Annotated in this window: 23 protein-coding genes and 1 pseudogene; 13 read left to right on the top strand and 11 right to left on the bottom strand. The window is 62.6% G+C overall.

What is annotated here, in order from left to right; all coding sequences use genetic code 11:
* Window positions 1-147 precede the first annotated feature (147 nt).
* Window positions 148-1,578 (top strand): aminotransferase-like domain-containing protein, encoded by a 1,431-nt coding sequence (locus BLR26_RS03855; RefSeq protein ID WP_093378042.1) that lies wholly within the window; start codon window positions 148-150, stop codon window positions 1,576-1,578.
* Window positions 1,579-1,637: 59 nt separating this feature from the next.
* The gene (locus BLR26_RS03850; protein WP_045199609.1) at window positions 1,638-3,194 is read left to right on the top strand and encodes a phospholipase D family protein; all 1,557 of its coding nucleotides are present in this window, start codon (window positions 1,638-1,640) and stop codon (window positions 3,192-3,194) included.
* On the opposite strand, the gene BLR26_RS03845 is transcribed toward BLR26_RS03850, so the two are convergent.
* Together BLR26_RS03845 and BLR26_RS03840 are read right to left on the bottom strand one after the other, a co-directional pair.
* Window positions 3,191-4,330 carry an MFS transporter gene (locus tag BLR26_RS03845; RefSeq protein WP_045199607.1) on the bottom strand — a complete coding sequence of 380 codons (1,140 nt, stop codon included), beginning with the start codon at window positions 4,328-4,330 and terminating at the stop codon, window positions 3,191-3,193. The genes BLR26_RS03850 and BLR26_RS03845 overlap by 4 nt on opposite strands.
* 86 nt (window positions 4,331-4,416) lie before the next feature.
* Complete coding sequence (locus tag BLR26_RS03840) at window positions 4,417-5,910, bottom strand: aldehyde dehydrogenase (protein WP_045199605.1); 1,494 nt, start codon at window positions 5,908-5,910, stop codon at window positions 4,417-4,419.
* 199 nt (window positions 5,911-6,109) lie between these two features.
* Between BLR26_RS03840 and BLR26_RS03835 the strand changes: the two genes are divergently transcribed.
* Both BLR26_RS03835 and BLR26_RS03830 read left to right on the top strand, forming a co-directional pair.
* On the top strand, window positions 6,110-6,469 hold the full coding sequence (locus tag BLR26_RS03835; RefSeq protein ID WP_045199603.1) for a cupin domain-containing protein: 360 nt from the start codon (window positions 6,110-6,112) through the stop codon (window positions 6,467-6,469).
* 83 nt (window positions 6,470-6,552) lie between these two features.
* Window positions 6,553-6,756, top strand: a complete 204-nt coding sequence (locus tag BLR26_RS03830) for a hypothetical protein (protein WP_093378037.1) — start codon at window positions 6,553-6,555, stop codon at window positions 6,754-6,756.
* Window positions 6,757-6,824: 68 nt separating this feature from the next.
* Here BLR26_RS03830 and rpmG read toward each other — a convergent pair whose 3' ends face one another.
* Together rpmG and rpmB are read right to left on the bottom strand one after the other, a co-directional pair.
* Entirely contained in the window at window positions 6,825-6,980 is a 156-nt protein-coding gene (gene rpmG, locus BLR26_RS03825; protein ID WP_010225867.1) for a 50S ribosomal protein L33, read from the bottom strand.
* 11 nt (window positions 6,981-6,991) lie between these two features.
* Window positions 6,992-7,228, bottom strand: a complete 237-nt coding sequence (gene rpmB / locus BLR26_RS03820) for a 50S ribosomal protein L28 (protein ID WP_010225868.1) — start codon at window positions 7,226-7,228, stop codon at window positions 6,992-6,994.
* Between the two features lie 362 nt (window positions 7,229-7,590).
* Between rpmB and BLR26_RS03815 the strand changes: the two genes are divergently transcribed.
* On the top strand, window positions 7,591-9,180 hold the full coding sequence (locus BLR26_RS03815) for an ABC transporter substrate-binding protein (RefSeq protein ID WP_093378032.1): 1,590 nt from the start codon (window positions 7,591-7,593) through the stop codon (window positions 9,178-9,180).
* Here the strand turns inward: BLR26_RS03815 and radC are convergent.
* Window positions 9,177-9,851 (bottom strand): RadC family protein, encoded by a 675-nt coding sequence (gene radC, locus BLR26_RS03810; RefSeq protein ID WP_010225870.1) that lies wholly within the window; start codon window positions 9,849-9,851, stop codon window positions 9,177-9,179. The genes BLR26_RS03815 and radC overlap by 4 nt on opposite strands.
* Window positions 9,852-9,984: 133 nt before the next feature.
* Here radC and coaBC point away from each other — a divergent pair, with 133 nt between their 5' ends.
* From coaBC to argB, 5 genes and pseudogenes are all read left to right on the top strand, one after another.
* The gene (gene coaBC, locus BLR26_RS03805; protein WP_045199598.1) at window positions 9,985-11,193 is read left to right on the top strand and encodes a bifunctional phosphopantothenoylcysteine decarboxylase/phosphopantothenate--cysteine ligase CoaBC; all 1,209 of its coding nucleotides are present in this window, start codon (window positions 9,985-9,987) and stop codon (window positions 11,191-11,193) included.
* A 6-nt stretch (window positions 11,194-11,199) separates the two neighbouring features.
* Complete coding sequence (gene dut, locus BLR26_RS03800; RefSeq protein ID WP_010225872.1) at window positions 11,200-11,655, top strand: dUTP diphosphatase; 456 nt, start codon at window positions 11,200-11,202, stop codon at window positions 11,653-11,655.
* Window positions 11,652-12,464: a hypothetical protein gene (locus tag BLR26_RS03795; RefSeq protein WP_093378026.1), complete on the top strand. Its 813-nt coding sequence runs from the start codon at window positions 11,652-11,654 to the stop codon at window positions 12,462-12,464. The genes dut and BLR26_RS03795 overlap by 4 nt, the downstream gene beginning before the upstream one ends.
* Before the next feature lie 149 nt (window positions 12,465-12,613).
* Window positions 12,614-13,990 (top strand): annotated as a pseudogene (locus BLR26_RS03790) (phosphomannomutase/phosphoglucomutase); the annotation flags it as partial.
* A 29-nt stretch (window positions 13,991-14,019) separates the two neighbouring features.
* Window positions 14,020-14,925, top strand: coding sequence for an acetylglutamate kinase (gene argB / locus BLR26_RS03785; RefSeq protein ID WP_045199591.1), 906 nt, complete (start codon window positions 14,020-14,022; stop codon window positions 14,923-14,925).
* Window positions 14,926-14,966: 41 nt separating this feature from the next.
* Here the strand turns inward: argB and pyrE are convergent, their stop codons facing one another.
* Window positions 14,967-15,608 (bottom strand): orotate phosphoribosyltransferase, encoded by a 642-nt coding sequence (gene pyrE / locus BLR26_RS03780; RefSeq protein WP_010225878.1) that lies wholly within the window; start codon window positions 15,606-15,608, stop codon window positions 14,967-14,969.
* A gap of 80 nt (window positions 15,609-15,688) precedes the next feature.
* On the opposite strand from pyrE, the gene BLR26_RS03775 reads away from it, so the two are divergent.
* A complete protein-coding gene (locus tag BLR26_RS03775) occupies window positions 15,689-16,468 on the top strand; it encodes an exodeoxyribonuclease III (RefSeq protein WP_010225880.1) in 780 nt (259 codons plus the stop codon).
* Window positions 16,469-16,534: 66 nt separating this feature from the next.
* On the opposite strand, the gene BLR26_RS03770 is transcribed toward BLR26_RS03775, so the two are convergent.
* Both BLR26_RS03770 and rph read right to left on the bottom strand, forming a co-directional pair.
* Window positions 16,535-16,903, bottom strand: a complete 369-nt coding sequence (locus BLR26_RS03770; protein ID WP_093378015.1) for a DUF4870 domain-containing protein — start codon at window positions 16,901-16,903, stop codon at window positions 16,535-16,537.
* 24 nt (window positions 16,904-16,927) lie between these two features.
* Window positions 16,928-17,650, bottom strand: coding sequence for a ribonuclease PH (gene rph, locus BLR26_RS03765; protein WP_045199585.1), 723 nt, complete (start codon window positions 17,648-17,650; stop codon window positions 16,928-16,930).
* A gap of 237 nt (window positions 17,651-17,887) precedes the next feature.
* Between rph and BLR26_RS03760 the strand changes: the two genes are divergently transcribed.
* Both BLR26_RS03760 and gmk read left to right on the top strand, forming a co-directional pair.
* Complete coding sequence (locus tag BLR26_RS03760) at window positions 17,888-18,751, top strand: YicC/YloC family endoribonuclease (protein ID WP_045199583.1); 864 nt, start codon at window positions 17,888-17,890, stop codon at window positions 18,749-18,751.
* 13 nt (window positions 18,752-18,764) lie between these two features.
* Window positions 18,765-19,385 carry a guanylate kinase gene (gene gmk, locus BLR26_RS03755; protein ID WP_045199581.1) on the top strand — a complete coding sequence of 207 codons (621 nt, stop codon included), beginning with the start codon at window positions 18,765-18,767 and terminating at the stop codon, window positions 19,383-19,385.
* 21 nt (window positions 19,386-19,406) lie between these two features.
* Here the strand turns inward: gmk and BLR26_RS03750 are convergent, their stop codons facing one another.
* The 3 genes from BLR26_RS03750 to BLR26_RS03740 all read right to left on the bottom strand — a co-directional run bounded on the left by BLR26_RS03750 (window position 19,407) and on the right by BLR26_RS03740 (window position 23,327).
* Window positions 19,407-20,927, bottom strand: a complete 1,521-nt coding sequence (locus tag BLR26_RS03750) for an APC family permease (protein WP_093378011.1) — start codon at window positions 20,925-20,927, stop codon at window positions 19,407-19,409.
* Window positions 20,928-21,039: 112 nt separating this feature from the next.
* Entirely contained in the window at window positions 21,040-21,819 is a 780-nt protein-coding gene (locus BLR26_RS03745; RefSeq protein ID WP_045199578.1) for a gamma-glutamyl-gamma-aminobutyrate hydrolase family protein, read from the bottom strand.
* A 14-nt stretch (window positions 21,820-21,833) separates the two neighbouring features.
* Complete coding sequence (locus BLR26_RS03740) at window positions 21,834-23,327, bottom strand: aldehyde dehydrogenase (RefSeq protein ID WP_045199576.1); 1,494 nt, start codon at window positions 23,325-23,327, stop codon at window positions 21,834-21,836.
* Window positions 23,328-23,330: the final 3 nt, after the last annotated feature.

Here is a 23,330-nt window from a genome sequence, read left to right as displayed (position 1 = left end):
GAGAAAGCATGCGCGTCAAGGCAAAACCATTACAGATCCAAAGACCGACTATTATTTCCATACAGAATTGGCAGATTTCCTACTGAATGCTGTATTTTTTCCTCATCTGTATTGGTCTGTTGCTGTAGTCGTTTTCCGGAGTATGCCATGACGTTGTACATCAACCTCGCCGAGCTGCTCGGTGCCCGTATCGAACAAGGCCTATACCGTCCCGGCGACCGCTTGCCTTCGGTACGCGCCCTGAGCATCGAACATGGTGTCAGCCTGAGCACGGTGCAGCAGGCCTATCGCCTGCTGGAAGACAACGGCCTGGCCGCACCACGGCCAAAATCCGGCTACTTCGTGCCCAACAACCGCAGCCTGCCCGCCCTCCCCGATGTCAGCCGCCCGGCACAACGGCCGGTGGATATTTCCCAATGGGAGCAGGTCATCGAGCTGATCCGCAGCGAGCCGAATAAAAACGTGGTGCAACTGGGCCGCGGCATGCCCGATATCGACAGCCCGACTCTCAAGCCGCTGCTGCGCAGCCTGGCCCAGCTCAGCCGGCGCCAGGACATGCCCGGCCTGTATTACGACACCATCTCTGGCACCCGCGCCCTGCGCGAGCAGATCGCCCGGCTGATGCTCGACTCCGGCTGCACTGTGAGCCCGGCCGACCTGGTGGTGACTACCGGTTGCCACGAAGCGCTGTCGAGCAGCATCCGCGCGGTGTGCCAGCCTGGCGATATCGTCGCGGTGGATTCGCCCAGCTTTCATGGCGCCATGCAAACCCTCAAGGGCCTGGGCATGAAGGCCCTGGAGATCCCCACCGACCCGCTCACCGGGATCAGCCTCGAAGCCCTGGAACTGGCCCTGGAGCAATGGCCGATCAAGCTCATCCAGATCACCCCGAACTGCAACAACCCGCTCGGCTACATCATGCCCGAGGCGCGCAAGAAGGCCTTGCTGACCCTGGCGCAACGCTTCGACGTAGCGATCCTGGAAGACGATGTGTATGGCGACCTTGCCTACACCTATCCCAGACCGCGGACCATCAAGTCGTTCGACGAGGACGGTCGAGTGCTGCTCTGCAGCTCGTTCTCCAAGACCCTGGCGCCAGGCCTGCGCATTGGCTGGGCGGCCCCGGGACGGTATCTGGAGCGGGTGCTGCACATGAAGTACATCAGCACCGGCTGCACCGCCACCCAGCCGCAACTGGCAATTGCCGACTTCATCGAAGGCGGCCACTACCAGCCGCACCTGCGGCGCATGCGCAGCCAGTACCAGCGCGGGCGCGACCAGATGAGCGACTGGGTTACCCGCTACTTTCCACCGGGCACCCGCGCCAGCCGGCCCCAGGGTGGTTTCATGCTGTGGGTGGAATTGCCGGAAAGTTTCGACACGCTGCGCCTGAACCGGGCTTTACTTGGGCAGGGCGTGCAGATTGCAGTCGGCAGTATTTTCTCGGCCTCGGGCAAGTACCGTAACTGCCTGCGGATGAACTTCGCCGCACGCCCCAGTGCCGAAATCGAAGCGGCAGTGCGCAAGGTTGGCGAAACCGCCATTCGTCTACTGGCCCAGGAGCACGGCGCCGGGTAACTTTGCGCCGCCGCTCGCGGTCCATATTCTTACGCCTCAGTTGTAACAGGACGATCTTTTTGAAAAGCCAGCGGGTGCTGCCACTACTGCTGTCGCTACTGCTCGGCCTGGGCGGCTGCGCCAGCGTCAGCCAGCCACGGGAAGTCAGCCAGGCGCTGCCGGCCAGTGACTCGGCCTTTGGCCGTTCAGTGCAGCGCCAGGCCTCGGCCTATGACGGGCGTTCCGGCTTTCGCCTGCTGCCCAACAGCAACGAAGCCTTCCGCGCCCGCGCCGAGCTGATTCGCAACGCCCAGTCGAGCATCGACCTGCAGTACTACATCGTCCACGACGGCCTCAGCACCCGCGCGCTGGTGCACGAGCTGCTGCAGGCCGCCGACCGCGGGGTGCGCGTGCGCATCCTGCTCGACGACACCACCAGCGATGGCCTCGACGAAATGATCGGCACCCTGGCCGCGCATCCGAACATTCACATCCGCGTGTTCAACCCCTTGCACCTGGGCCGCAGCACTGGCGTAACCCGGGCCATGGGCCGGCTGTTCAACCTGTCGTTGCAGCACCGGCGAATGCACAACAAGCTGTGGCTGGTGGACAACAGCATGGCCATTGTCGGGGGACGCAACCTGGGCGATGAGTATTTCGATGCCGAACCCAACCTCAACTTTACTGACATCGACCTGCTCGGCGTCGGCCCGGTGGCCGAACAGCTGGGGCACAGTTTCGACCAGTACTGGAACAGCGCGCTGAGCAGGCCGATTGGCGATTTTCTGTTCACCCAACCCGATGCCGACGACCTGCGCAACAGCCGCCAGCGCCTTGAGGCGTCACTGGCCGATGCGCGGGTCAAGCGCAAGGCTCTGTATGAGCGGCTGATGGCCTATCAAGCCCGGCCGCGCCTCGACGTGTGGCGCAACGAGCTGATCTGGGCCCATAACCAGGCGCTCTGGGACGCGCCGAGCAAGGTACTGGCCCGTGACGAGCCGGACCCGCAACTGCTGATGACCCAACAACTGGCACCGGACCTGAACAACGTCCAGCACGAGCTGATCCTGATCTCGGCCTATTTCGTGCCCCGCGAGTCCGGCCTGCTCTACCTGACCAGCCATGCCGACAAAGGCGTATCGGTAAAATTGCTGACCAATTCACTGGAAGCCACCGATGTGCCGGCGGTGCATGGCGGCTATGCACCCTATCGCAAGGCACTGCTCGAGCACGGCGTGCACCTGTATGAACTACGCCGCCAGCCAGGCGATCCGGGCTCGCGCCGCGGCTTGCGCTTTCATGGCAGCTCGGACTCGAGCCTGCACAGCAAGGCGATCGTCTTCGACCGCAAGAAGACCTTCATTGGCTCGTTCAACTTCGACCCGCGCTCGGTGCTGTGGAACACCGAGGTCGGGGTGTTGGTCGACAGCCCGGAACTGGCCGAATACACCCGCGAGCTAGCCGCCCAGGGTATGGCCCCGGCGGTCAGCTACCAGCCACAATTGGTCGATGGCCAGCTGGTCTGGGTGACCGAGGACAACCACCGCCTGCACACCCTGACCACCGAGCCCGGCGGTCTGTGGCGTCGCTTCAACGCCTGGATCAGCAAGGCTGTGGGCCTGGAGAAGATGCTCTAGACCGGCGCCGGCTCAAAAGCATTGGGCCGCCGCGCGAGCAGCACCAGGCCAAAGGCCCCCACGGCCATGAACAGCGGCAGCGCATGCCCGCTGACCCATTGGCTGCCCGCCCCTGCCGCCAGCGGTCCGATCAGGCAACCGATGCCCCACAGCTGCGCAACATGAGCATTGGCGCGCACCAGTGCGTCGTCGCGGTAGCGTTCGCCAATCAGCACCAGCGACAAGGTGAACAGGCCGCCGGCACTGGCGCCGAACAACACCCACAAAGGCCAGATCAGCGGCGTTTGCAGCGCCAGCGGGATTGCCAGGCTCGAAGCCAGCAGCGTCAAGGCACAGCCACTGAACAGCGTGCGCCGCGACATGCGGTCGGCCAGTGCGCCGATCGGCAGTTGCAGCAGCGCATCACCGACCACCACGGTACTGACCATGAACAGGGCGATTTCGGTAGTGAACCCCTGCTGCAGGCAATAAACCGGCAGCAAGGTCAGGATCATCGCCTCGAAGGCAGCAAACAGGGCAATAGCCCAGGCGATCACCGGCAATCGCCGGCAGAAACCGAACAGGTCGGTGAAGGTCACGCTGCAGGCTTCGGCACTCGGTGCACCGTCGCGCCCGAGCAGCACCAATGGCGCGGCAATCAGCAGACCGGCACCGATCCAGAAGCCCAGGTCATCCTCCGAACCCACCACGCCAAGCAACAATGGCCCGGCCAACTGGCTCAAGGCATAACTGCTGCCATACAGCGCCACCAGACGCCCGCGCCATTGCTCTACCACCAGCTGGTTGATCCAGCTTTCGCCGAGGATGAACACGATAGTCAGGATGATCCCGATCAACAGGCGCAAGGCCAGCCACAACGGATAGCTCGGCAGCAACGCCAGCAAGCCGATAGACAACGCCCCAGCCCACAGGCACAGGCGCATCAGCCCCGGCGTACCAAAACGCGCGGCCAGACGGCTGGACAGGCTGGCACCGACCAGCACGCCAATGGCCGGCATCGCCGCCATCACACCAATGGCAAAGCTGCCGTAGCCCCAACCCTCCAGGCGCAACGACACCAGCGGCATACTGACGCCCAGGGCCAGGCCGACACTGAGCACGGCCGCCAGCACGGCGAAATAGGTTCCCCAACGCATCGGCGTCTTCCTCGCAAAAAAATCGCGGGGCAAGCCCGCTCCCACACTGTGGAAGAGGGCTTGCCCCGCGACAGGTCCGTCTGGATTTACAGCTTGATCCAGGTCGCCTTCAGCTCGGTGTACTTGTCCAGCGCGTGCAGCGACTTGTCACGGCCGTTGCCCGACTGCTTGAAGCCGCCGAACGGTGCGGTCATGTCGCCGCCATCGTACTGGTTGACCCACACGCTACCGGCACGCAGGGCCTTGGCGGTCAGGTGCGCCTTGGAGATGTCGGCGGTCCACACACCGGCAGCCAGGCCGTATGGGGTGTCGTTGGCGATGTTGATCGCCTCGATGGTGGTGTCGAAGGTGATCACCGACAGGACCGGGCCGAAGATCTCTTCCTGGGCGATCTTCATGGCGTTGGTCACGCCGTCGAAGATGGTCGGTTCGACATAGGTGCCGCCGGTTTCTTCGAGAATGCGCTTGCCGCCCACCAGCAGCTTGGCACCATCGCTGTGGCCAGCGTCAATGTAGGACAGCACGGTGTTCATCTGCTGGGTATCGACCAGAGCACCGACGGTGGTAGCTGGGTCAAGCGGGTTGCCCGGCTTCCAGGCCTTGAGTGCTTCGAGCACCAGCGGCAGGAACTTGTCCTTGATCGAGCGCTCGACCAGCAGGCGCGAACCTGCGGTGCAGACTTCGCCCTGGTTGAAGGCAATGGCGCTGGCGGCGGCCTCGGCGGCGGCGTTGAGGTCGGGGGCGTCAGCGAAGACGATGTTCGGGCTCTTGCCGCCGGCTTCCAGCCAGACGCGCTTCATGTTCGACTCACCCGCGTAAATCATCAGCTGCTTGGCGATCTTGGTCGAACCGGTGAACACCAGGGTATCGACGTCCATGTGCAGGGCCAGGGCCTTGCCAACGGTGTGGCCATAGCCTGGCAGCACGTTGAGTACGCCCGCCGGGATGCCGGCCTCGATCGCCAGTTGGGCGATACGGATGGCAGTCAGCGGTGATTTTTCCGAAGGCTTGAGCACCACCGAGTTACCGGTGGCCAGGGCCGGGCCGAGTTTCCAGCTGGCCATCAGCAGCGGGAAGTTCCACGGCACGATGGCGGCAACCACGCCCACCGGCTCGCGGGTCACCAGGCCGAGCTGGTCGTGCGGGGTAGCGGCGACTTCGTCGTAAATCTTGTCGATCGCTTCGCCGTTCCAGCTCAGGGCCTGGGCGGCGCCTGGCACGTCGATGTTCAGCGAGTCGCTGATCGGCTTGCCCATGTCCAGGGTTTCCAGCAGGGCCAGCTCTTCGACGTTCTGCTTGAGCAGCGCGGCGAAACGAATCATGGTGGCCTTACGCTTGGCCGGGGCCAGGCGCGACCAGACGCCAGAGGCGAAGGTGGCACGGGCGTTTTCAACGGCGCGGTTGGCGTCGGCCTCGTCACAGCTGGCGATCTGCGCCAGGAGGCGTCCGTCGACCGGGCTGAGGCACTCGAACGTGGCGCCGGAAACGGCAGCGGTGTATTCACCATTGATGAAAGCACGGCCTTCGATCTTCAGTTGCTGGGCACGCTGTTCCCAGTCCGCACGAGTCAGGGTGGTCATACGAAACTCCTCCTCTTGTTAAGGTGCAGTGCCGCGCGAGGGCTTGGGGGCACTGTCGAAAATTCTGGCTGGGCGACACAGGCGCACAGGCACCTGCCACCCTAAACCACCGGCGCCCTAATTTTCAATATATTTGACATAATCACACCAAACACCTACTGATGTTCATTTTATTAAACAACAAAAAGGGGACCCGATCATGCGCATTGACCAGATCATCGACTTCGCCCAAGTGCTGACCGAGGCTGAACGCTACCGTCCTGCCGCGGAAAAGATACTCAAGGGCGAACCGGATCAAGCCGTCTATAACCACTATGCCAGCCCTTGCGGACAATTCGCCGCCGGCGTCTGGGAAGGCGAAGTCGGTCAGTGGACCGTCAATTACACCGAACACGAGTATTGCGAGATCGTTCAAGGCGTCTCGGTGCTTCGCGACGAGGCAGGCGGGGCAAAAACCCTGCGCGCGGGCGACCGCTTCGTGATCCCGGCGGGCTTCAAGGGCACCTGGGAAGTGCTGGAGCCGTGCCGCAAGATCTATGTGATGTTCGAGCAGAAGTAAATAACTACCACTCGGGCTGGACCTGACCGACGGAGCATGGCGCTGCCCAATTGGGTATGTACTCAATGAAAGGAAGCAACGCCATGACCAACGAAGAAGCCCTGCAACACATCAATCACCTTGTCGGCACCCGCTATGTACCTAGTGCCAAGGCCTACATCAGCGAACTGACCGGCCGCGCTCACGTGGTCGGTGCGGGTGAGTTCTCCACCCGCGAGTACGACCCGAGCCGTATCCAGGTAATTGCTAACGACGAAGGCATCATCCAGTCGTTTCATTTCAGCTAATTTCAAAGCGGCATAAAAAAAGGGCCCGTATCCTGAGATACGGGCCCTTTTTTCGTCAGCCGGATCAATTACTTGATCTTGGCTTCCTTGTAGATCACGTGCTTGCGAACAACCGGATCGAATTTTTTGATTTCGATTTTGTCCGGAGTGGTGCGCTTGTTCTTGTCGGTGGTGTAGAAGTGGCCGGTATTAGCGGTCGACACCAGACGGATCAATTCACGCATGATTCTCTCCCTTAGACCTTAGCGCCGTTACGGCGAATGTCGACCAGAACGGCATCAATGCCGCGCTTGTCGATGATACGCATGCCTTTGGCAGATACGCGCAGACGCACGAAACGCTTCTCGGACTCGACCCAGAAGCGATGATGCTGCAGGTTCGGCAGGAAACGACGACGGGTTTTGTTGTTTGCGTGGGAAATGTTATTCCCGGTTACCGGACCCTTACCGGTAACTTGACAGACTCTCGACATGCCTCAGCCCTCTAAAACCACATGCCCAACCCGGCATGGGTTGGCCGCTTAATCTCTCAGTCTTTGGCGCCAGGCGCCGTGTTTCTTCAGGGTCTTATCGACTCGGTCAGCAGATGCGACAAGCCGAGCCCCTAGAAAAGAGCGCTGCTTTATACCAGAAAGACCAGAGCACAACAACAGAAGATGTGCTTTGACTTGCTGTTCGACACGCCGGACCAGCATAACCACTGGCCCGGCCGGCTGTCGACCGCCCGTCGCTCGATCGGCAAAAAAGGATATGGTCATTTGTCTCACGGCACACTAGGGTAGGACTTTTCCAGACTGCACTGGCAGATGGGCCATCGATCAGCCAAGGAATCCCCATGCGTGCTGCCGCTCTACCCCTGTTGTTCGCCACCTTGCTCGGCCCGGCTTTCGCCCAGGCGGCTGCGCTGAGTGTGTGCACCGAAGCCAGCCCCGAAGGCTTCGACGTGGTCCAGTACAACTCGCTGACCACCACCAATGCCTCGGCCGACGTACTGATGAACCGCCTGGTCGAGTTCGATGCGCGCCAGGGCCAGGTGGTGCCGAGCCTGGCCGAAAGCTGGACGGTTTCGCCAGACGGTCTGATCTATGAGTTCAAGTTGCGCCCGGGGGTAAAGTTCCATAGCACCGGCTACTTCAAGCCCGGGCGCACGCTGGATGCCGACGACGTGCTGTTCAGTTTTCAGCGCATGCTCTACCCCGCCCATTCCTGGCACAAGATCGCCCAGAGCGGCTATCCGCACGCCCAGTCGCTGCAGCTACCCAGCCTGATCAAGCAGATCGAGGCCGTCGACCCGCTGACCGTGCGCTTTACCCTCGACCATCCCGACGCCACGTTCCTGGCCACCCTGAGCATGGGCTTTGCCTCGATCTATTCTGCCGAGTATGCCGACCAGTTGCTCAAGGCCGGCACCCCGGAGAAGCTCAACAGCCAGCCGATCGGCACCGGGCCGTTTGTGTTCAATCGTTTCCAGAAGGACGCGGTGATCCGCTACCGCGCCAACCCGGACTACTTTGCCGGCAAGCCGGGCGTCGACCCGCTGATCTTCGCCATCACCCCCGATGCCAACGTGCGCCTGCAAAAACTCAAGCGCAATGAGTGCCAGATCGCCCTGTCGCCGAAACCGCTGGATATCGCCGCGGCCAGCGAGGATCCGACCCTCAAGGTGGAAAAGACCGAAGCCTTCATGACCGCTTTCGTCGCCATCAATAGCCAGCACGCACCGCTGGACAAGCCGGAAGTACGCCAGGCCATCAACCTCGCCTTCGACAAGGCCAGCTACCTCAAGGCCGTGTTCGAAGGCACCGCCGTCGCCGCCAATGGCCCGTATCCGCCCAACACCTGGAGCTACGCCAAGGACCTGCCAGGCTATCCGGCCAACCTCGACAAGGCCCGCGCCCTGCTGGCCAAGGCCGGCCTCAAGGACGGCTTCAGCACCACCATCTGGACCCGCCCGCAAGGCAGCCTGCTCAACCCCAACCCCAGCCTCGGCGCGCAATTGCTGCAGGCCGACCTGGGCAAGATCGGCATCAAGGCTGAAATCCGCGTGATCGAATGGGGCGAGCTGATCCGCCGGGCCAAGGCTGGCGAGCACGACCTGCTGTTCATGGGCTGGGCCGGTGACAACGGCGATCCGGACAACTTCCTCAGCCCGCAGTTTTCCTGCGCGGCGGTCAAGTCCGGGACCAACTTCGCCCGTTACTGCGATCAGCGCCTCGACCAGTTGATCAGCGCCGGCAAGACCACCAATGACCAGAGCGTGCGCAGCCGTCTGTACCAACAGGCGCAGACGCTGATTCAGCAGCAGGCCTTGTGGCTGCCCCTGGCCCACCCGACCGCCGCCGTACTGGCGCGCAAGGATGTCCAGGGTTACCAGGTCAGCCCGTTCGGTCGTCAGGACTTCGCCGGGGTCAGCACCTCGCGCTAGAGCCAGCCGTGCTCGGCCATCGACAGTGGCTCGCCGTCGCCGATGACGAAGTGGTCGAGCACGCGCACTTCGATCATGTCCAGCGCTTTGGTCAGGCGCCGGGTCAGGACCAGGTCGGCATCGCTGGGCTCGCTCACGCCTGAAGGATGGTTGTGGCAGAGGATCAACGCCGCGGCGTTATGGGCCAGGGCGCGCTTGATCACCTGCCGCGGATAGACGCTGGCGCTGTTGATCGAGCCCTGGAACAGCGCCTCGAAGGCCAGCACCCGGTGCTTGCTGTCGAGAAACAGGCAACCGAAGACCTCATGCGGCTCGTGGCGCAGGCGCGCCTTGAGGTAGTCCTTGACCGCCTGCGGGCTCTGCAGGGCTGAATCGCGCCGCAGGCCCTCGGCCAGGTGGCGCCGGGACATTTCCAGCACGGCCTGCAACTGGGCGAACTTTGCCGGGCCCAGGCCGAGCTCGCCATTGAAGCTGCGGCTGTCTGCCTCCAGCAGCCCGCGCAGGCTGCCGAAGCGCCCGAGCAGATGCCTGGCCAGGTCGACCGCGCTACGCCCACGCACCCCGGTGCGCAAAAAAATCGCCAGCAGCTCGGCATCCGACAGGTTACCCGCCCCCGACTCCAGCAGTTTTTCCCGCGGGCGCTCCGCCGCAGGCCAATCCCTGATACTCATGACAATTCCCTCTGTCTTTCGGTTACTGCTCCCGGTTTGAGCCCTGTGCTACATTAGCCGCTCATTTTTACGCGACGAACCGGCCTGGGGAGGCGTCGTCGCCGCGTGCAATCACTGAGCAAAAGGCAAGCCTATGCAGCGGCTGTATCGGAAGCGCATCGTTCTCGGCGTCGGCGGCGGCATTGCCGCCTACAAGAGTGCCGAGCTGGTTCGCCGACTCCTGGAACACGGCGCCCAAGTGCGCGTCGTCATGACCCGTGGCGGGGCCGAATTCATCACCCCGCTGACCATGCAGGCCCTGTCCGGCCACCCGGTGCACATGGACCTATTGGACCCTGCTGCCGAAGCGGCGATGGGCCATATCGAGCTGGCCAAGTGGGCCGACCTGGTACTGATTGCCCCAGCCACCGCCGACCTGCTCGCGCGCCTGGCCCAGGGTGTCGCCGATGACCTGCTGACCACCCTGGTGCTGGCTACCGATGCCACCGTGGCCGTGGCCCCGGCGATGAACCAGGCAATGTGGCGCGACCCGGCCACCCAGGCCAACCTTGAGCTGCTGCAAAGCCGCAATATCCAGGTGTTCGGCCCGGCTTCCGGCAGCCAGGCCTGTGGCGACGTCGGCCTGGGCCGCATGCTCGAAGCCACCGACCTGGCCTGGTGCGCCGCCGAGACTTTCAAGCGCGAGTCGCTGACCGGCAAGCACGTGTTGATCACTGCCGGCCCGACCCAGGAAAACATCGACCCGGTGCGCTACATCACCAACCACAGCTCGGGGAAAATGGGCTTTGCCCTGGCTGAAGCCGCCGTGGAAGCTGGCGCCAAGGTGACCCTGGTGACCGGCCCGGTGAATCTGCCGACACCCGACCGCGTCACCCGCATCGACGTGGTCAGCGCCCGCGACATGCTTGCCGCCTGTGAAGCCGCCATCCCCTGCGATGTGTTCATCGCCTCGGCAGCAGTCGCAGACTACCGCCCAGAAGTGGTAGCCCCGCAAAAACTCAAGAAAGACCCTACGACAGGTGACGGCCTGCTGCTGCAGATGGTCCGCAACCCGGACATTCTTGCCAGCATCTCCACCCGTCCTGACCGCCCGTTCAGCGTCGGCTTTGCCGCCGAGACCGAACACTTGCTCGATTACGCCGCGCGCAAGCTCAAGGACAAGAACCTCGACCTGATTGTCGCCAACGATGTGGCCAACCCCAGCATCGGCTTCAACAGCGAGGAGAACGCCTGCAGCGTCATCGACCGTCAACTTCACGCAACAGTTTTCGCGCAGACCAGCAAGGGCAAGATCGCCCGCCAGCTGGTAGCCTTCATTGCCGAACGTCTCAACCAGGTTTAATTTCGCATGCACGCTCTACAAGCCAAGATTCTCGATCCACGCATCGGCAGCGAGTTCCCGCTGCCGCAGTACGCCACCCCGGGTTCGGCCGGCCTTGACCTGCGCGCCATGCTCAAGCAAGACACCGTCCTCGAGCCAGGCCAGACCCTGCTGATCCCTACCGGCCTGTCGGTGTACATCGGCGATCCGGGCCTGGCGGCGCTGATCCTGCCGCGCTCGGGCCTTGGCCATAAACATGGCATCGTCCTCGGCAACCTGGTCGGCCTGATCGACTCCGACTACCAAGGCGAGCTGATGGTCTCGTGCTGGAACCGCGGCCAGACCCCATTCACCATCGCCATCGGCGAGCGCATTGCGCAGCTGGTGCTGGTACCCGTGGTACAGGCGCACTTCGATATCGTCGAAACCTTCGACGAAAGCCAGCGTGGCGCTGGCGGCTTCGGTCATTCCGGTAGCCATTGAGGCGCTTCCAGCAGGTGCTGCCGGGGCTATTGATAGCCCTGGCTGGCCTGCTTGCGGGCGTACTACTGACTTGGTTCACCGCAGTACTGACTGGCCAGCGTGAGCACCGCAACAACCTGGCTTACGCCCAGGCCGGTGCACTCGTATCGCGCCTGGACGCCTCGATCATTGCCGTCAGCAACGAAGTGAACGCCCTGGCGAGAAGCCCGGCGGTACTGGCATTGGTTCAATCACCTGACCCAAAAAAGCTGCTTGGCGCATTCGCCCACCTCGACGGCCTGGTGGCGGCACAGTTGCTCAAACCTGGACAGGCCGCCTCGAGCCCACCCATGAGCGAGCCCGTGCTCGACATGGTCCGGCGCGCCGAGCGCGGCGTTCCACCTGCCCTTGAAGCCTATCCTGAGGCTGGACAGCAACGGGTTTTCAGCGTCACCGCACTGTGTGAGTCTGCTGACGCCCCCGTACAGGCCATTCTGGTGCTCACATTCGCGCTCTCACGCTTCACTGACCCACTGCAGCGCGATGCGGGTACGATTGGTCAGATGCGACTGACACAATTGGTATTCAACGACCCACCCATCGAGCTTTTCAACCACGGCCACAGCCAGGCGCCGGCATTGCACCAGTTGGGCACTGCCAACGCCACCTGGGCCTTGGGGTTTCAGCCCGGCCCCTTGATCGAGAACGCCTCGGCATACAGGTTCAACCCCTGGCTGCTGCTCGCCGCCTTTCTAGCGTTGTCCGGCCTGTTCGGCGGCTTTTGGTTAACCGCCAGACGCTCCCAGAATGGGGCCGTAAACATCAGCTGAATGTAGACAGAACAGACTTTACCGGCGAACTCTGTCGCGAAAATGCCGTCAAAGGCGGACATATTGACTCGCGCAGTGGCTGCCGCTGACGCTCTCAGCAACCCTTTTAGATTGGAGTTTCCCAGGTGACCAGCATGGAACGAGTGACCCCGAACCTTCCCGCCAGCATCTTCCGCGCCTACGATATCCGTGGCGTGGTCGGTGACACCCTGACCGCCGAAACCGCTTATTGGATCGGCCGCGCCATCGGCGCCCAGACGCTGGCCCAGGGTGAGCCGAACATCTCGGTCGGCCGCGACGGGCGCCTGTCGGGGCCAATGCTGGTCGAGCAACTGATCAAGGGCCTGGTCGAAGCCGGCTGCAAGGTCAGTGACGTCGGCCTGGTGCCGACCCCAGCCCTCTACTACGCCGCCAACGTACTGGCCGGCAAGTCCGGAGTGATGCTCACCGGCAGCCACAACCCGCCGAACTACAACGGCTTCAAGATCGTCATCGCCGGCGACACCCTGGCCAACGAGCAGATCCAGGCTCTGTTGATCCGCCTGCAAACCAACGACCTGAGCCGCGGCGAAGGCAGCGTCGAGAAAGTCGAAATCCTCGAGCGCTATTTCAAACAGATCGCCGGCGATATCAAGCTGGCGAAGAAGCTCAAGGTGGTGGTGGACTGCGGCAACGGTGCGGCTGGCGTGATTGCCCCGCAGCTGATCGAAGCCCTGGGCTGCGAAATGATCCCGCTGTTCTGCGAGGTCGATGGCAACTTCCCCAACCACCACCCGGACCCGGGCAAGCCTGAGAACCTGGTCGACCTGATCGCCAAGGTCAAGGAAACCGGCGCCGACCTGGGCCTGGCCTTCGATGGCGATGGCGACCGCGTCGGCGTGGTCACCAACACCGGCAACATCGTCTACCCCGACCGCCTGCTGATGCTGTTCGCCCAGGACGTGCTGGAGCGCAATCCGGGCGCCGAGATCATCTTCGACGTCAAATGCACCCGCCGCCTGACCCCGCTGATCGAGCAGTACGGCGGCCGCGCGCTAATGTGGAAAACCGGTCACTCGTTGATCAAGAAGAAGATGAAACAGACCGGCGCCCTGCTCGCCGGTGAAATGAGCGGCCATATTTTCATCAAGGAACGCTGGTACGGTTTTGACGATGGTATTTACAGTGCCGCGCGCCTGCTGGAGATCCTCAGCAAGGCCAAAACCGATGCCGAACAGCTGTTCGCGGCGTTCCCGAACGATATTTCCACGCCGGAAATCAACATTGATGTGACCGACGAGGGTAAATTCAGCATCATTGATGCACTGCAACGCAACGCCGACTGGGGCAACGACGCCAACCTGACCACCATCGATGGTGTGCGGGTCGACTACCCACAAGGCTGGGGCCTGGTTCGCGCCTCCAACACCACGCCGGTGCTGGTATTGCGCTTCGAGGCCGACACTGACGCCGAACTGCAGCGTATCCAAGAGGTATTCCGCGCCCAGCTAAAGCGCGTTGCCCCTGACCTGCAACCCGAGTTCTGACCGACTATCTGTTCCAACTGGAGCCCTGCATGACCCTCGATCGCGATGCCGCCACCCATGTCGCCCAGGTTTTGTCCGAAGCGCTGCCTTATATCCGCCGCTTTGTCGGCAAGACCCTGGTGATCAAATACGGCGGCAACGCGATGGAGAGCGAAGAGCTCAAAACCGGTTTTGCCCGCGACGTGGTGCTGATGAAAGCGGTCGGCATCAACCCGGTGGTCGTGCACGGTGGCGGCCCGCAGATCGGTGACCTGCTCAAGCGCCTGTCGATCGAAAGCCACTTCATCGACGGCATGCGCGTTACCGACGCGCAAACCATGGACGTGGTGGAGATGGTCCTCGGCGGCCAGGTCAACAAGGACATCGTCAACCTGATCAACCGTCATGGCGGCAGCGCCATCGGCCTGACCGGCAAGGATGCCGAGCTGATTCGCGCGAAGAAGCTCACCGTCAGCCGCCAGACGCCAGAGATGACCACCCCGGAAATCATCGACATCGGTCATGTGGGCGAAGTGGTCGGGGTGAACACCGACCTGCTCAACATGCTGGTCAAAGGTGACTTCATTCCGGTGATCGCGCCGATCGGCGTGGGCGCCAACGGCGAGTCGTACAACATCAACGCCGACCTGGTGGCCGGTAAGGTTGCCGAAGCACTGAAAGCTGAAAAGCTGATGCTGCTGACCAACATCGCCGGCCTGATGGACAAGCAAGGCACCGTGCTCACCGGCCTGACCACCGAGCAGGTCAACGAACTGATCGCCGACGGCACCATTTACGGCGGCATGCTGCCGAAAATCCGCTGCGCCCTTGAAGCGGTGCAAGGCGGGGTCAACAGCTCGCACATCATCGATGGCCGGGTGCCGAACGCGGTACTGCTGGAGATCTTCACCGACAGCGGCGTAGGCACCCTGATTACCAACCACAAGCCGCGCTAAGGCACAAAAAAGGCGACCCTCGGGTCGCCTTTTTGTTTGCCTCAGATACCGTACTGAGCCCGGTAGGCCTCGACGGCCGGCAAGTGCTGCTTGAGCGCCGGGTCGTCGGCGAGGAACTCCAGCACCTGGGTCAGCGAGACGATGCTCACCACCGGAATGCCGAAGTCGCGCTCCACTTCCTGGATCGCCGACAGCTCGCCGTTGCCGCGCTCCTGGCGGTTCAGTGCGATCAACACGCCAGCAGCCTTGGCTTGCTGGCCCTGGATGATCTGCATGACTTCGCGGATGGCGGTACCGGCAGTGATCACGTCGTCGATGATCAGCACATCGCCGGTCAGCGGTGCGCCGACCAGGCTGCCGCCTTCACCGTGGGCCTTGGCCTCTTTGCGGTTGAAGCACCACGGCAGGTCGAGGTCATGGTGCTCGGCCAGGGCCACGGCAGTGGCTGCCGCCAGGGGGATACCCTTGTAGGCCGGGCCGAACAGCACGTCGAACGGGATCTTGCTGTCGACGATTGCCGCAGCATAGAAACGCCCGAGCTGAGCCAGGGCCGAACCGCTGTTGAACAGGCCGGCGTTGAAGAAGTACGGGCTGGTGCGCCCGGACTTGAGGGTGAACTCACCGAAGCGCAGAACCCCGCGGTCGATGGCAAAACGAATGAAGTCGCGCTGATACGGCTGCATGAAGAGTCCCGGATACCACGGATTTAGCTAATTGAGTACAGCTCGGGTATCATACACGCACGAGATTTTTGGGGCCATTTATGCGGATCATCAGTGTGAACGTTAATGGCATTCAGGCTGCCGTTGAGCGTGGTTTGCTCAGCTGGCTACAAGCCCAGAATGCTGACGTCATCTGCCTTCAGGATACCCGCGCCTCGGCCTTTGAACTCGACGACCCAGCTTTCCAGCTCGATGGCTACTTCCTTTATGCCTGCGACGCAGAAGTTCCCGCCCAAGGCGGCGTGGCACTTTATTCGCGGTTGCAGCCCAAGGCAGTCATCAGCGGCCTGGGCTTCGAGACAGCCGACCGCTACGGACGTTACCTGCAGGCCGATTTCGACAAGGTAAGTATTGCAACCCTGTTGCTACCTTCGGGAATGAACGGCGATGAAGACTTGAACCAGAAGTTCAAGTTGATGGACGACTTCGCCAAGTACCTGGACAAGCAGCGGCGCAAGCGTCGCGAGTACATCTATTGCGGCTCGTTGTACGTGGCGCAGCAGAAGCTCGACGTCAAGAACTGGCGCGATGGCCAGCAGTCTCCAGGCTTCCTGGCGCCGGAACGCGCCTGGATGGACGAGATTGTCGGCAACATGGGCTATGTCGATGCCCTGCGCGAAGTCAGCCGTGAAGGCGACCAGTACAGCTGGTGGCCAGACAACGAGCAGGCCGAGATGCTCAACCTGGGCTGGCGCTTCGACTACCAGTTGCTGACCCCGGGCCTGCGCCGCTTTGTTCGCAGCGCACGCCTGCCACGCCAGCCGCGCTTCTCCCAGCACGCGCCGCTGATCGTGGATTACGACTGGACGCTGACCATCTAAGTCGTGCAGCCACAAAAAAACCGACTTCATGTCGGTTTTTTTGTGGCTTCAGCTTTTATCAGATCATTATTTGATCGGCCGCCAGGTCAGCGGGTAGCGATAGGGCTGGCCTTCGTTGGCCTTGACCCCGGCAATGATGGTCAGGATCAGCACGGCGATCATCAGCATGCCAAACAGCACGATGCCGATCAGGACAAACATCAGCAGCCCACAGATGATTCCGGCGATGAATACTGTGATCTGGAAGTTCAGTGCCTCCTTGCCCTGGGCATCGACGAACGGGTCGACGTCCTTTTTCCAGATCCACATCGCCAGCGGCCCCAACAGGCTACCGAAGGGGAAGACCAGGCCGAGCAAGGCAGCCAGGTGACAGAACATCGCCCATTGCCGGACTTCGGCGTTGGGAGTGGGCAACTGCAAGGGCTGCTCGGTCATGCTCTGCTCCTGGGCTTGGGTGTATCAGTCAGCCAGCGAGGCCTGCTGCAGTTCGAACAGGTCAACCATGCCTTTTTGCGCCAGTGCCAACATGGCGTTGAGCTCTTGCGGCTGGAATGGCGCGCCTTCGGCAGTGCCTTGTACTTCGATGAAGCCGCCTGCGCTGGTCATCACCACGTTCAGGTCGGTCTCGGCGGCCGAGTCTTCGAGGTAGTCCAGATCGAGCACCGGCTCACCCTGGTACATGCCTACCGAGACGGCTGCGATCATGTGCTTGAGCGGGTCACCGCCCTTCAGGCCGCCGCGCTTCTTGACCACGCGCAGGGCATCAACCAAGGCAACCATGGCGCCGGTGATCGAAGCGGTGCGGGTGCCGCCGTCGGCCTGAATCACGTCGCAGTCGACGTACAGGGTGATGTCGCCCAGCTTGCTCATGTCCAGCGCAGCGCGCAGGGAGCGGCCAATCAGGCGCTGGATTTCGAGGGTGCGACCGCCTTGCTTGCCACGGCTGGCTTCGCGCTGGTTACGCTCGCCGGTAGAACGCGGCAGCATGCCGTATTCGGCCGTCAGCCAGCCCTGGCCCTGGCCTTTGAGGAAGCGCGGGACACCGTTCTCGACACTGACGGTACAGATGACTTTGGTGTCACCGAACTCGACCAGTACTGACCCCTCGGCGTGTTTGGTGTAGTTGCGGGTGATGCGGATCGAGCGGAGCTGATCGGCAGCGCGACCACTTGGACGTTTCATTTGGGATACCTGTACTGGACTTGAATCTGCCCAGCATTATAGAGCGCGCCGGGCGATGAGGACACGCCTATTGTCGCAGGCCCCGAAACAGACGGCCCAGGGCCGCAGGTCGGGTTTTTCCGGGAACCGCGTGAGGGTTTGTAACATCAGTTGATTGGGAGCCAGCGCCGCACTGCGCTACAATCCTGCGCCTTCAGCCGCTTGGCTTTCCTTCATCTTTTGCGCGAGGTACTTCCCATGGTGCACAGCATGACCGCTTTTGCTCGCGTCGAGCGCGCCGGTAGCCAGGGCACCCTGATCTGGGAACTGCGCTCAGTCAATCATCGTTACCTGGAGCCGCACCTGCGCCTGCCAGAAGCCTTCCGCGACCTCGAGGGCGCCGTGCGCGAAAGCCTGCGCCAGGGCCTGTCGCGCGGCAAGGTCGAATGCACCCTGCGCTTCAACGAAGAAAACAACGGCAAGGCCCTGCAGGTTGATCGCGAGCGCGCCGCGCAACTGGTTGCCGCCGCCGAGACAGTCGCCAGCCTGATCAAGCAGCCGGCGCCGCTCAACCCGCTCGAGGTTCTGGCCTGGCCCGGCGTGCTGGTGGCCGATGCCGCCGACCCGCAGGCGCTCAACAGCGAGGCCATGGCCCTGTTCGAAGAGGCCCTGAACGAGCTGAAGAACGGCCGCAACCGCGAAGGCGCAGAACTCGCGCGACTGATCAACGAGCGCCTGGACAACATGGCCAGCGAGGTCACCACCTTGCGCGCCCTGGTGCCGCAGATGCTCGCGGCGCAACGGCAGAAGATCCTCGACCGCTTCAGCGACATGCAGGCCGAGCTCGACCCGCAGCGCCTGGAGCAAGAGATGGTCATGCTCGCGCAAAAGAGCGACGTCGCCGAAGAACTCGACCGCTTGAGCACCCACGTCACCGAAGTGCGCCGCGTGCTCAAGTCCGGCGGTGCCGCCGGCCGGCGCCTGGACTTCCTGATGCAGGAGCTCAACCGCGAAGCCAATACCCTGGGCTCCAAAGCCTTCGACCCACGCAGCACCCAGTCCGCGGTCAACCTCAAGGTACTGATCGAGCAGATGCGTGAACAAGTACAGAACATTGAGTAAGGCCACCCCGACCATGAATCACAGCAGCGGCACCCTTTACATCGTTTCGGCCCCCTCCGGCGCCGGCAAGACCAGCCTGGTCAAAGCCCTGATCGATGCTGACAACAGCATCCAGGTGTCGGTCTCACACACCACCCGGGCCATGCGCCCGGGCGAAGTGCACGGCGTGAACTATCACTTCGTCGAGCACACCGAGTTCAAGCTGATGATCGAGCAAGGCGACTTCCTCGAGCAGGCCGAGGTCTTCGGTAACTTCTACGGGACTTCGCGCAGCGCGCTGCAACAGGCGCTCGACCAGGGCCAGGACCTGATCCTCGAGATCGACTGGCAAGGCGCCCAGCAGGTGCGCACGCTGATGCCCGAGGCGCGCTCGATCTTCATCCTGCCGCCGACCCAGGAAGCCCTGCGCCAGCGCCTGACCAACCGCGGCCAGGACAGCGACGAGATCATCGAAGGACGGATGCGTGAAGCAGTGAGCGAGATGAGTCACTACGACGAGTATGACTTTGTCATCATCAACGATGACTTCGCCACGGCACTGGAAGACCTCAAGGCGGTGTTCCGCGCCAATCGCCTGCTGCAAGCCAACCAGCAGCAGCGTCATGGCCAGTTGCTCAAGCAATTGCTTGCCTGAGCAACCTGCCGCTCCAGCCGCTTAGCGGCGGCTGGAGACCGTGGCGTGACGATGCAGGGTCATGCCCAGGAAGAACGCCGGCGCACGCAGACGCGACAGCATCATCAGCACCAGGCCGAGTACGGTGATGATCATTGCGATCACGAACACCAGGCCCAACCCGCCCACATGCGAACCGCTGCCGAACGACGGCGAAGCGCTGTCGATGGCTGTCTGCAGGAAAATCACCGAAAGGATGCCACCGCCAAGCAGCGGGCACAGGCCGCGCATCAGGAAATGCCGCACGCTGTCGAACAGGCTGTGGCGGAAGTACCAGACGCAAGCATAGGCAGTCAGCGAATAGTAGAAGCAGATCATCATGCCCAGGGCGGTGATGGTGTCTGCCAGGACGTTTTCGCTCAAGGTACGCATGGTCACGTAGAACACACCTGCCGCCATGCCGGCGCAGATGGTGGCGTAGCGCGGGGTTTTCGAGCGCGGGCAGATGCTGGCGAAACGCTCGGGCACAGCGCCGTAGTAACCCATGGCCAGCAACGTGCGCGCCGGCGATACGAAAGTGGACTGCAGCGAGGCGGCAGTGCTGGCCAGCACCGCGATCGACATCAGGATAGCCAGCGGCCCCATGACCGGGCCGGCCAGGTGAGCGAAGACGTTTTCCTGGATGCGCGGGTTGTTCAGGCCCAGGCCAATGTCACCGATACCGGCGAATTGCAGGGTAGCGATTGCTGTGACCAGGTACAGGCCAAGAATCAGCAGCACCGTCAGGGTCGCCGCACGGCCAGGGGTATCACCGCTGCCGACCGATTCTTCACTGATGCTCAGGCACACGTCCCAGCCCCAGAAAATGAAAATCGACAGCGACAGGCCGGCGGTAAAGGCCGAGAACGACTCAACGCCGAAGGGGTTGAACCAGTCCAGGTCGAACGCCAACGGTGGCGTCGCCGACGACTCGCCAAACGCAGCCATGGCAAAGCCCACCAGCACCACCAGTTGCAAGGCCACCAGGCCGTACTGCACGGTCATGGTCGTGGCGATGCCGCGACAGCAGATCCACACCGCCATGGCGATGAACACGCAACAGGTGACGACATTGATCAACAGGTTGTCGCTGAGCGCAGCCACCTCGTGGCTGCCGGTGATCTGCCCAAGGAATAGATAGAAGAAGTCGACGGCCACCCCGGCCAGGTTGGACAGCACGATGGTGGTTGCGGTAACCAGCCCCCAGCCGCCAATCCAGCCGATCATCGGGCCGAACGCCCGTGCCGACCAGGTAAAGGAAGTACCGCTGTCAGGCTCGGCCGCATTCAGTTCGCGGTAACCCAGGGCCACCAGCAGCATCGGCAGGAAGCCAACGATGAATACCGCCGGCAGATGAGCCCCGACTTCACGCACGGTCGGGCCCAACGCACCAGTCAGGGTGTAGACCGGAGCGATGGTGGAAATGCCCAGCACGATGCTGGCCAGCAGTCCGAGCCGGCCCTTGGCCAGCCCCTTGGATCGCCCGCCCTCACCTGGGGACAGGCCTGCTTTGTGTTCACTCATGAGTAGTTGCCGCCAATATTGGTATTGTTTTTCAGGACGCCCCGCGGGGTGTCCGCTTTCACTCATTGAAACCTGTTGCGTGGTACTTCAAGCCCGGATCAACCGGCTGACCTCATAGGATCTTCTCCCGGATCCGCTCGCCCATGGCACGGGTCAGGCATGCCTCACGAAACGCCTGGAACAGGCGCAGCGAGACCGGGTTGTCGGCAAAACGGTACTCGGGGTGCCATTGCACGCCGACCACAAAGCCTGGGGCGTCTTGCATCGACACCGCTTCGATCAGCCCGTCGGGGGCCAATGCCTCGGCGCGCAAGCCGCCAGCCAGGCGATCGATACCCTGGCTGTGCAGCGAATTGACCATGAAGCTGTGCTCCATCCCCAGGCGTTCGAACAACCCGCCGGGCTGGACAGTGACCAGGTGACGGGGGCTGTACTGTTCTTCCAGCGGGGCGTCCTGCGGCTCGCGATGATCCAGGTAACCCGGCAGTTCCTGCACCCGCTGGTGCAGGGTGCCACCGAGGGCCACGTTGAGTTCCTGGAAACCACGGCAGATGCAGAACACCGGCACGCCGTCGGCAATCGCCGCCTGCAGCAGCGGCAGGGTCAGTCGATCGCGAAACACGTCGTGCTGGGTCCCTTCCACGCTGGGGGCGCCATTGTAATGATGCGGCTCGACATTTGAAGGCGAACCGGTAAAAAGAATGCCATCGAGCCGCTCCAGTACGCGGCGCGGGTCGCTGGGCTCGGCCCTGGCCGGGAGGATCAGGGGGATCCCGGCAAAGCCTGCGGCCTCGACATATTTGTCGCCCACGGTGTGCGACGAGTTCTTGCCCAGTTGCTGGCGGCAAGCGGAAACGCCAATCAAAGGCGGCATTGCTGCGGTAGTTTGCATGGGTTCACCCTCCCTTACAGCTTGATCCAGGTCGCCTTGAGTTCGGTGTATTTGTCGAAAGCGTGCAACGATTTGTCCCGGCCATTACCCGACTGCTTGAAGCCGCCAAACGGTGCGGTCATGTCGCCGCCGTCGTACTGGTTGACCCAGACACTGCCAGCACGCAGGGCGCGAGCGGTGTTGTGGGCACGGGAAATGTTGCTGGTCCACACCGCCGCCGCCAGGCCGAAGGGCGAATCGTTGGCAATGTCGATGGCTTGTTCGGCGCTATCGAAGGTGATCACCGACAGCACCGGGCCGAAGATTTCTTCGCGGGCGATACGCATGGCATTGGTCACGCCATCGAAGATCGCTGGCTGCACGTAAACACCGCAGGTGTCTTCCAGCACCCGCTCGCCACCGGTGACCAGGGTGGCACCGTCAGCCTTGCCGGCTTCGATGTAACCGAGCACGGTGTCCAGTTGGGTGGTGTCGACCAGGGCGCCGACGCGGGTGTCCGGGTCCAGCGCATGGCCAGGCTTCCAGGCCTTGAGGGCCTCGACCACCATCGGCAGGAACTGGTCCTTGATCGAGCGTTCAACCAACAGGCGCGAACCGGCAATGCACACTTCGCCCTGGTTGAAGGCGATAGCGCTGGCCGCAGCTTCGGCGGCGGCCTGCAGGTCCGGGGCGTCGGCGAAGACGATATTCGGGCTCTTGCCACCGGCTTCGAGCCAGACGCGCTTCATGTTCGACTCGCCGGCGTAGACCATCAGCTGCTTGGCGATGCGGGTGGAACCGGTGAACACCAGGGTATCGACGTCCATGTGCAGGGCCAGGGCCTTGCCGACGGTGTGGCCGTAACCTGGCAGCACGTTGAGGACACCCGCCGGCAAACCGGCTTCGATCGCCAGTTGAGCGATACGAATGGCGGTCAGCGGCGATTTTTCGGACGGCTTGAGGATCACCGAGTTACCGGTGGCCAGGGCCGGGCCGAGTTTCCAGCAGGCCATCATCAGTGGAAAGTTCCACGGAACAATGGCCGCGACCACGCCGACCGGCGAGCGGGTGACCAAACCCAGCTGGTCGGACGGGGTCGCAGCAACTTCATCGTAAATCTTGTCGATGGCTTCAGCGTTCCAGCGGATGGCGTTGGCCGCCGCCGGAATGTCGATGCTCAGGGCATCGGCAATCGGCTTGCCCATGTCCAGGGTCTCGAGCAATGCCAGTTCTTCGGCATTGGCCAGAAGCAAATCTGCAAAAGCAATCAGCACCCGCTTGCGCTGGGCCGGCGCCTGGTTGGCCCAGACGCCACTGTCGAAACTGCGCCGGGCCGCAGCGACGGCGCGTTCGGCATCGGCGCTGTCACAGCTGGCGATCTGCGCCAGCTGGCGGCCGTCGACCGGGCTTGAACACTCGAAAGTCTCACCGGACACACTGGCGCAGTACTGGCCGTCGATAAAGGCGCGGCCTTCGATGTTCAGGCCCTGGAAAAGCTGTTCCCAGTGTTGGCGTGGTGCTGTTGTCATTGT

The organism is Pseudomonas sp. UC 17F4, assembly GCF_900101695.1.
In the GTDB taxonomy this organism is placed as follows: domain Bacteria; phylum Pseudomonadota; class Gammaproteobacteria; order Pseudomonadales; family Pseudomonadaceae; genus Aquipseudomonas.
This window is presented reverse-complemented; position numbering and strand designations above follow the sequence as displayed.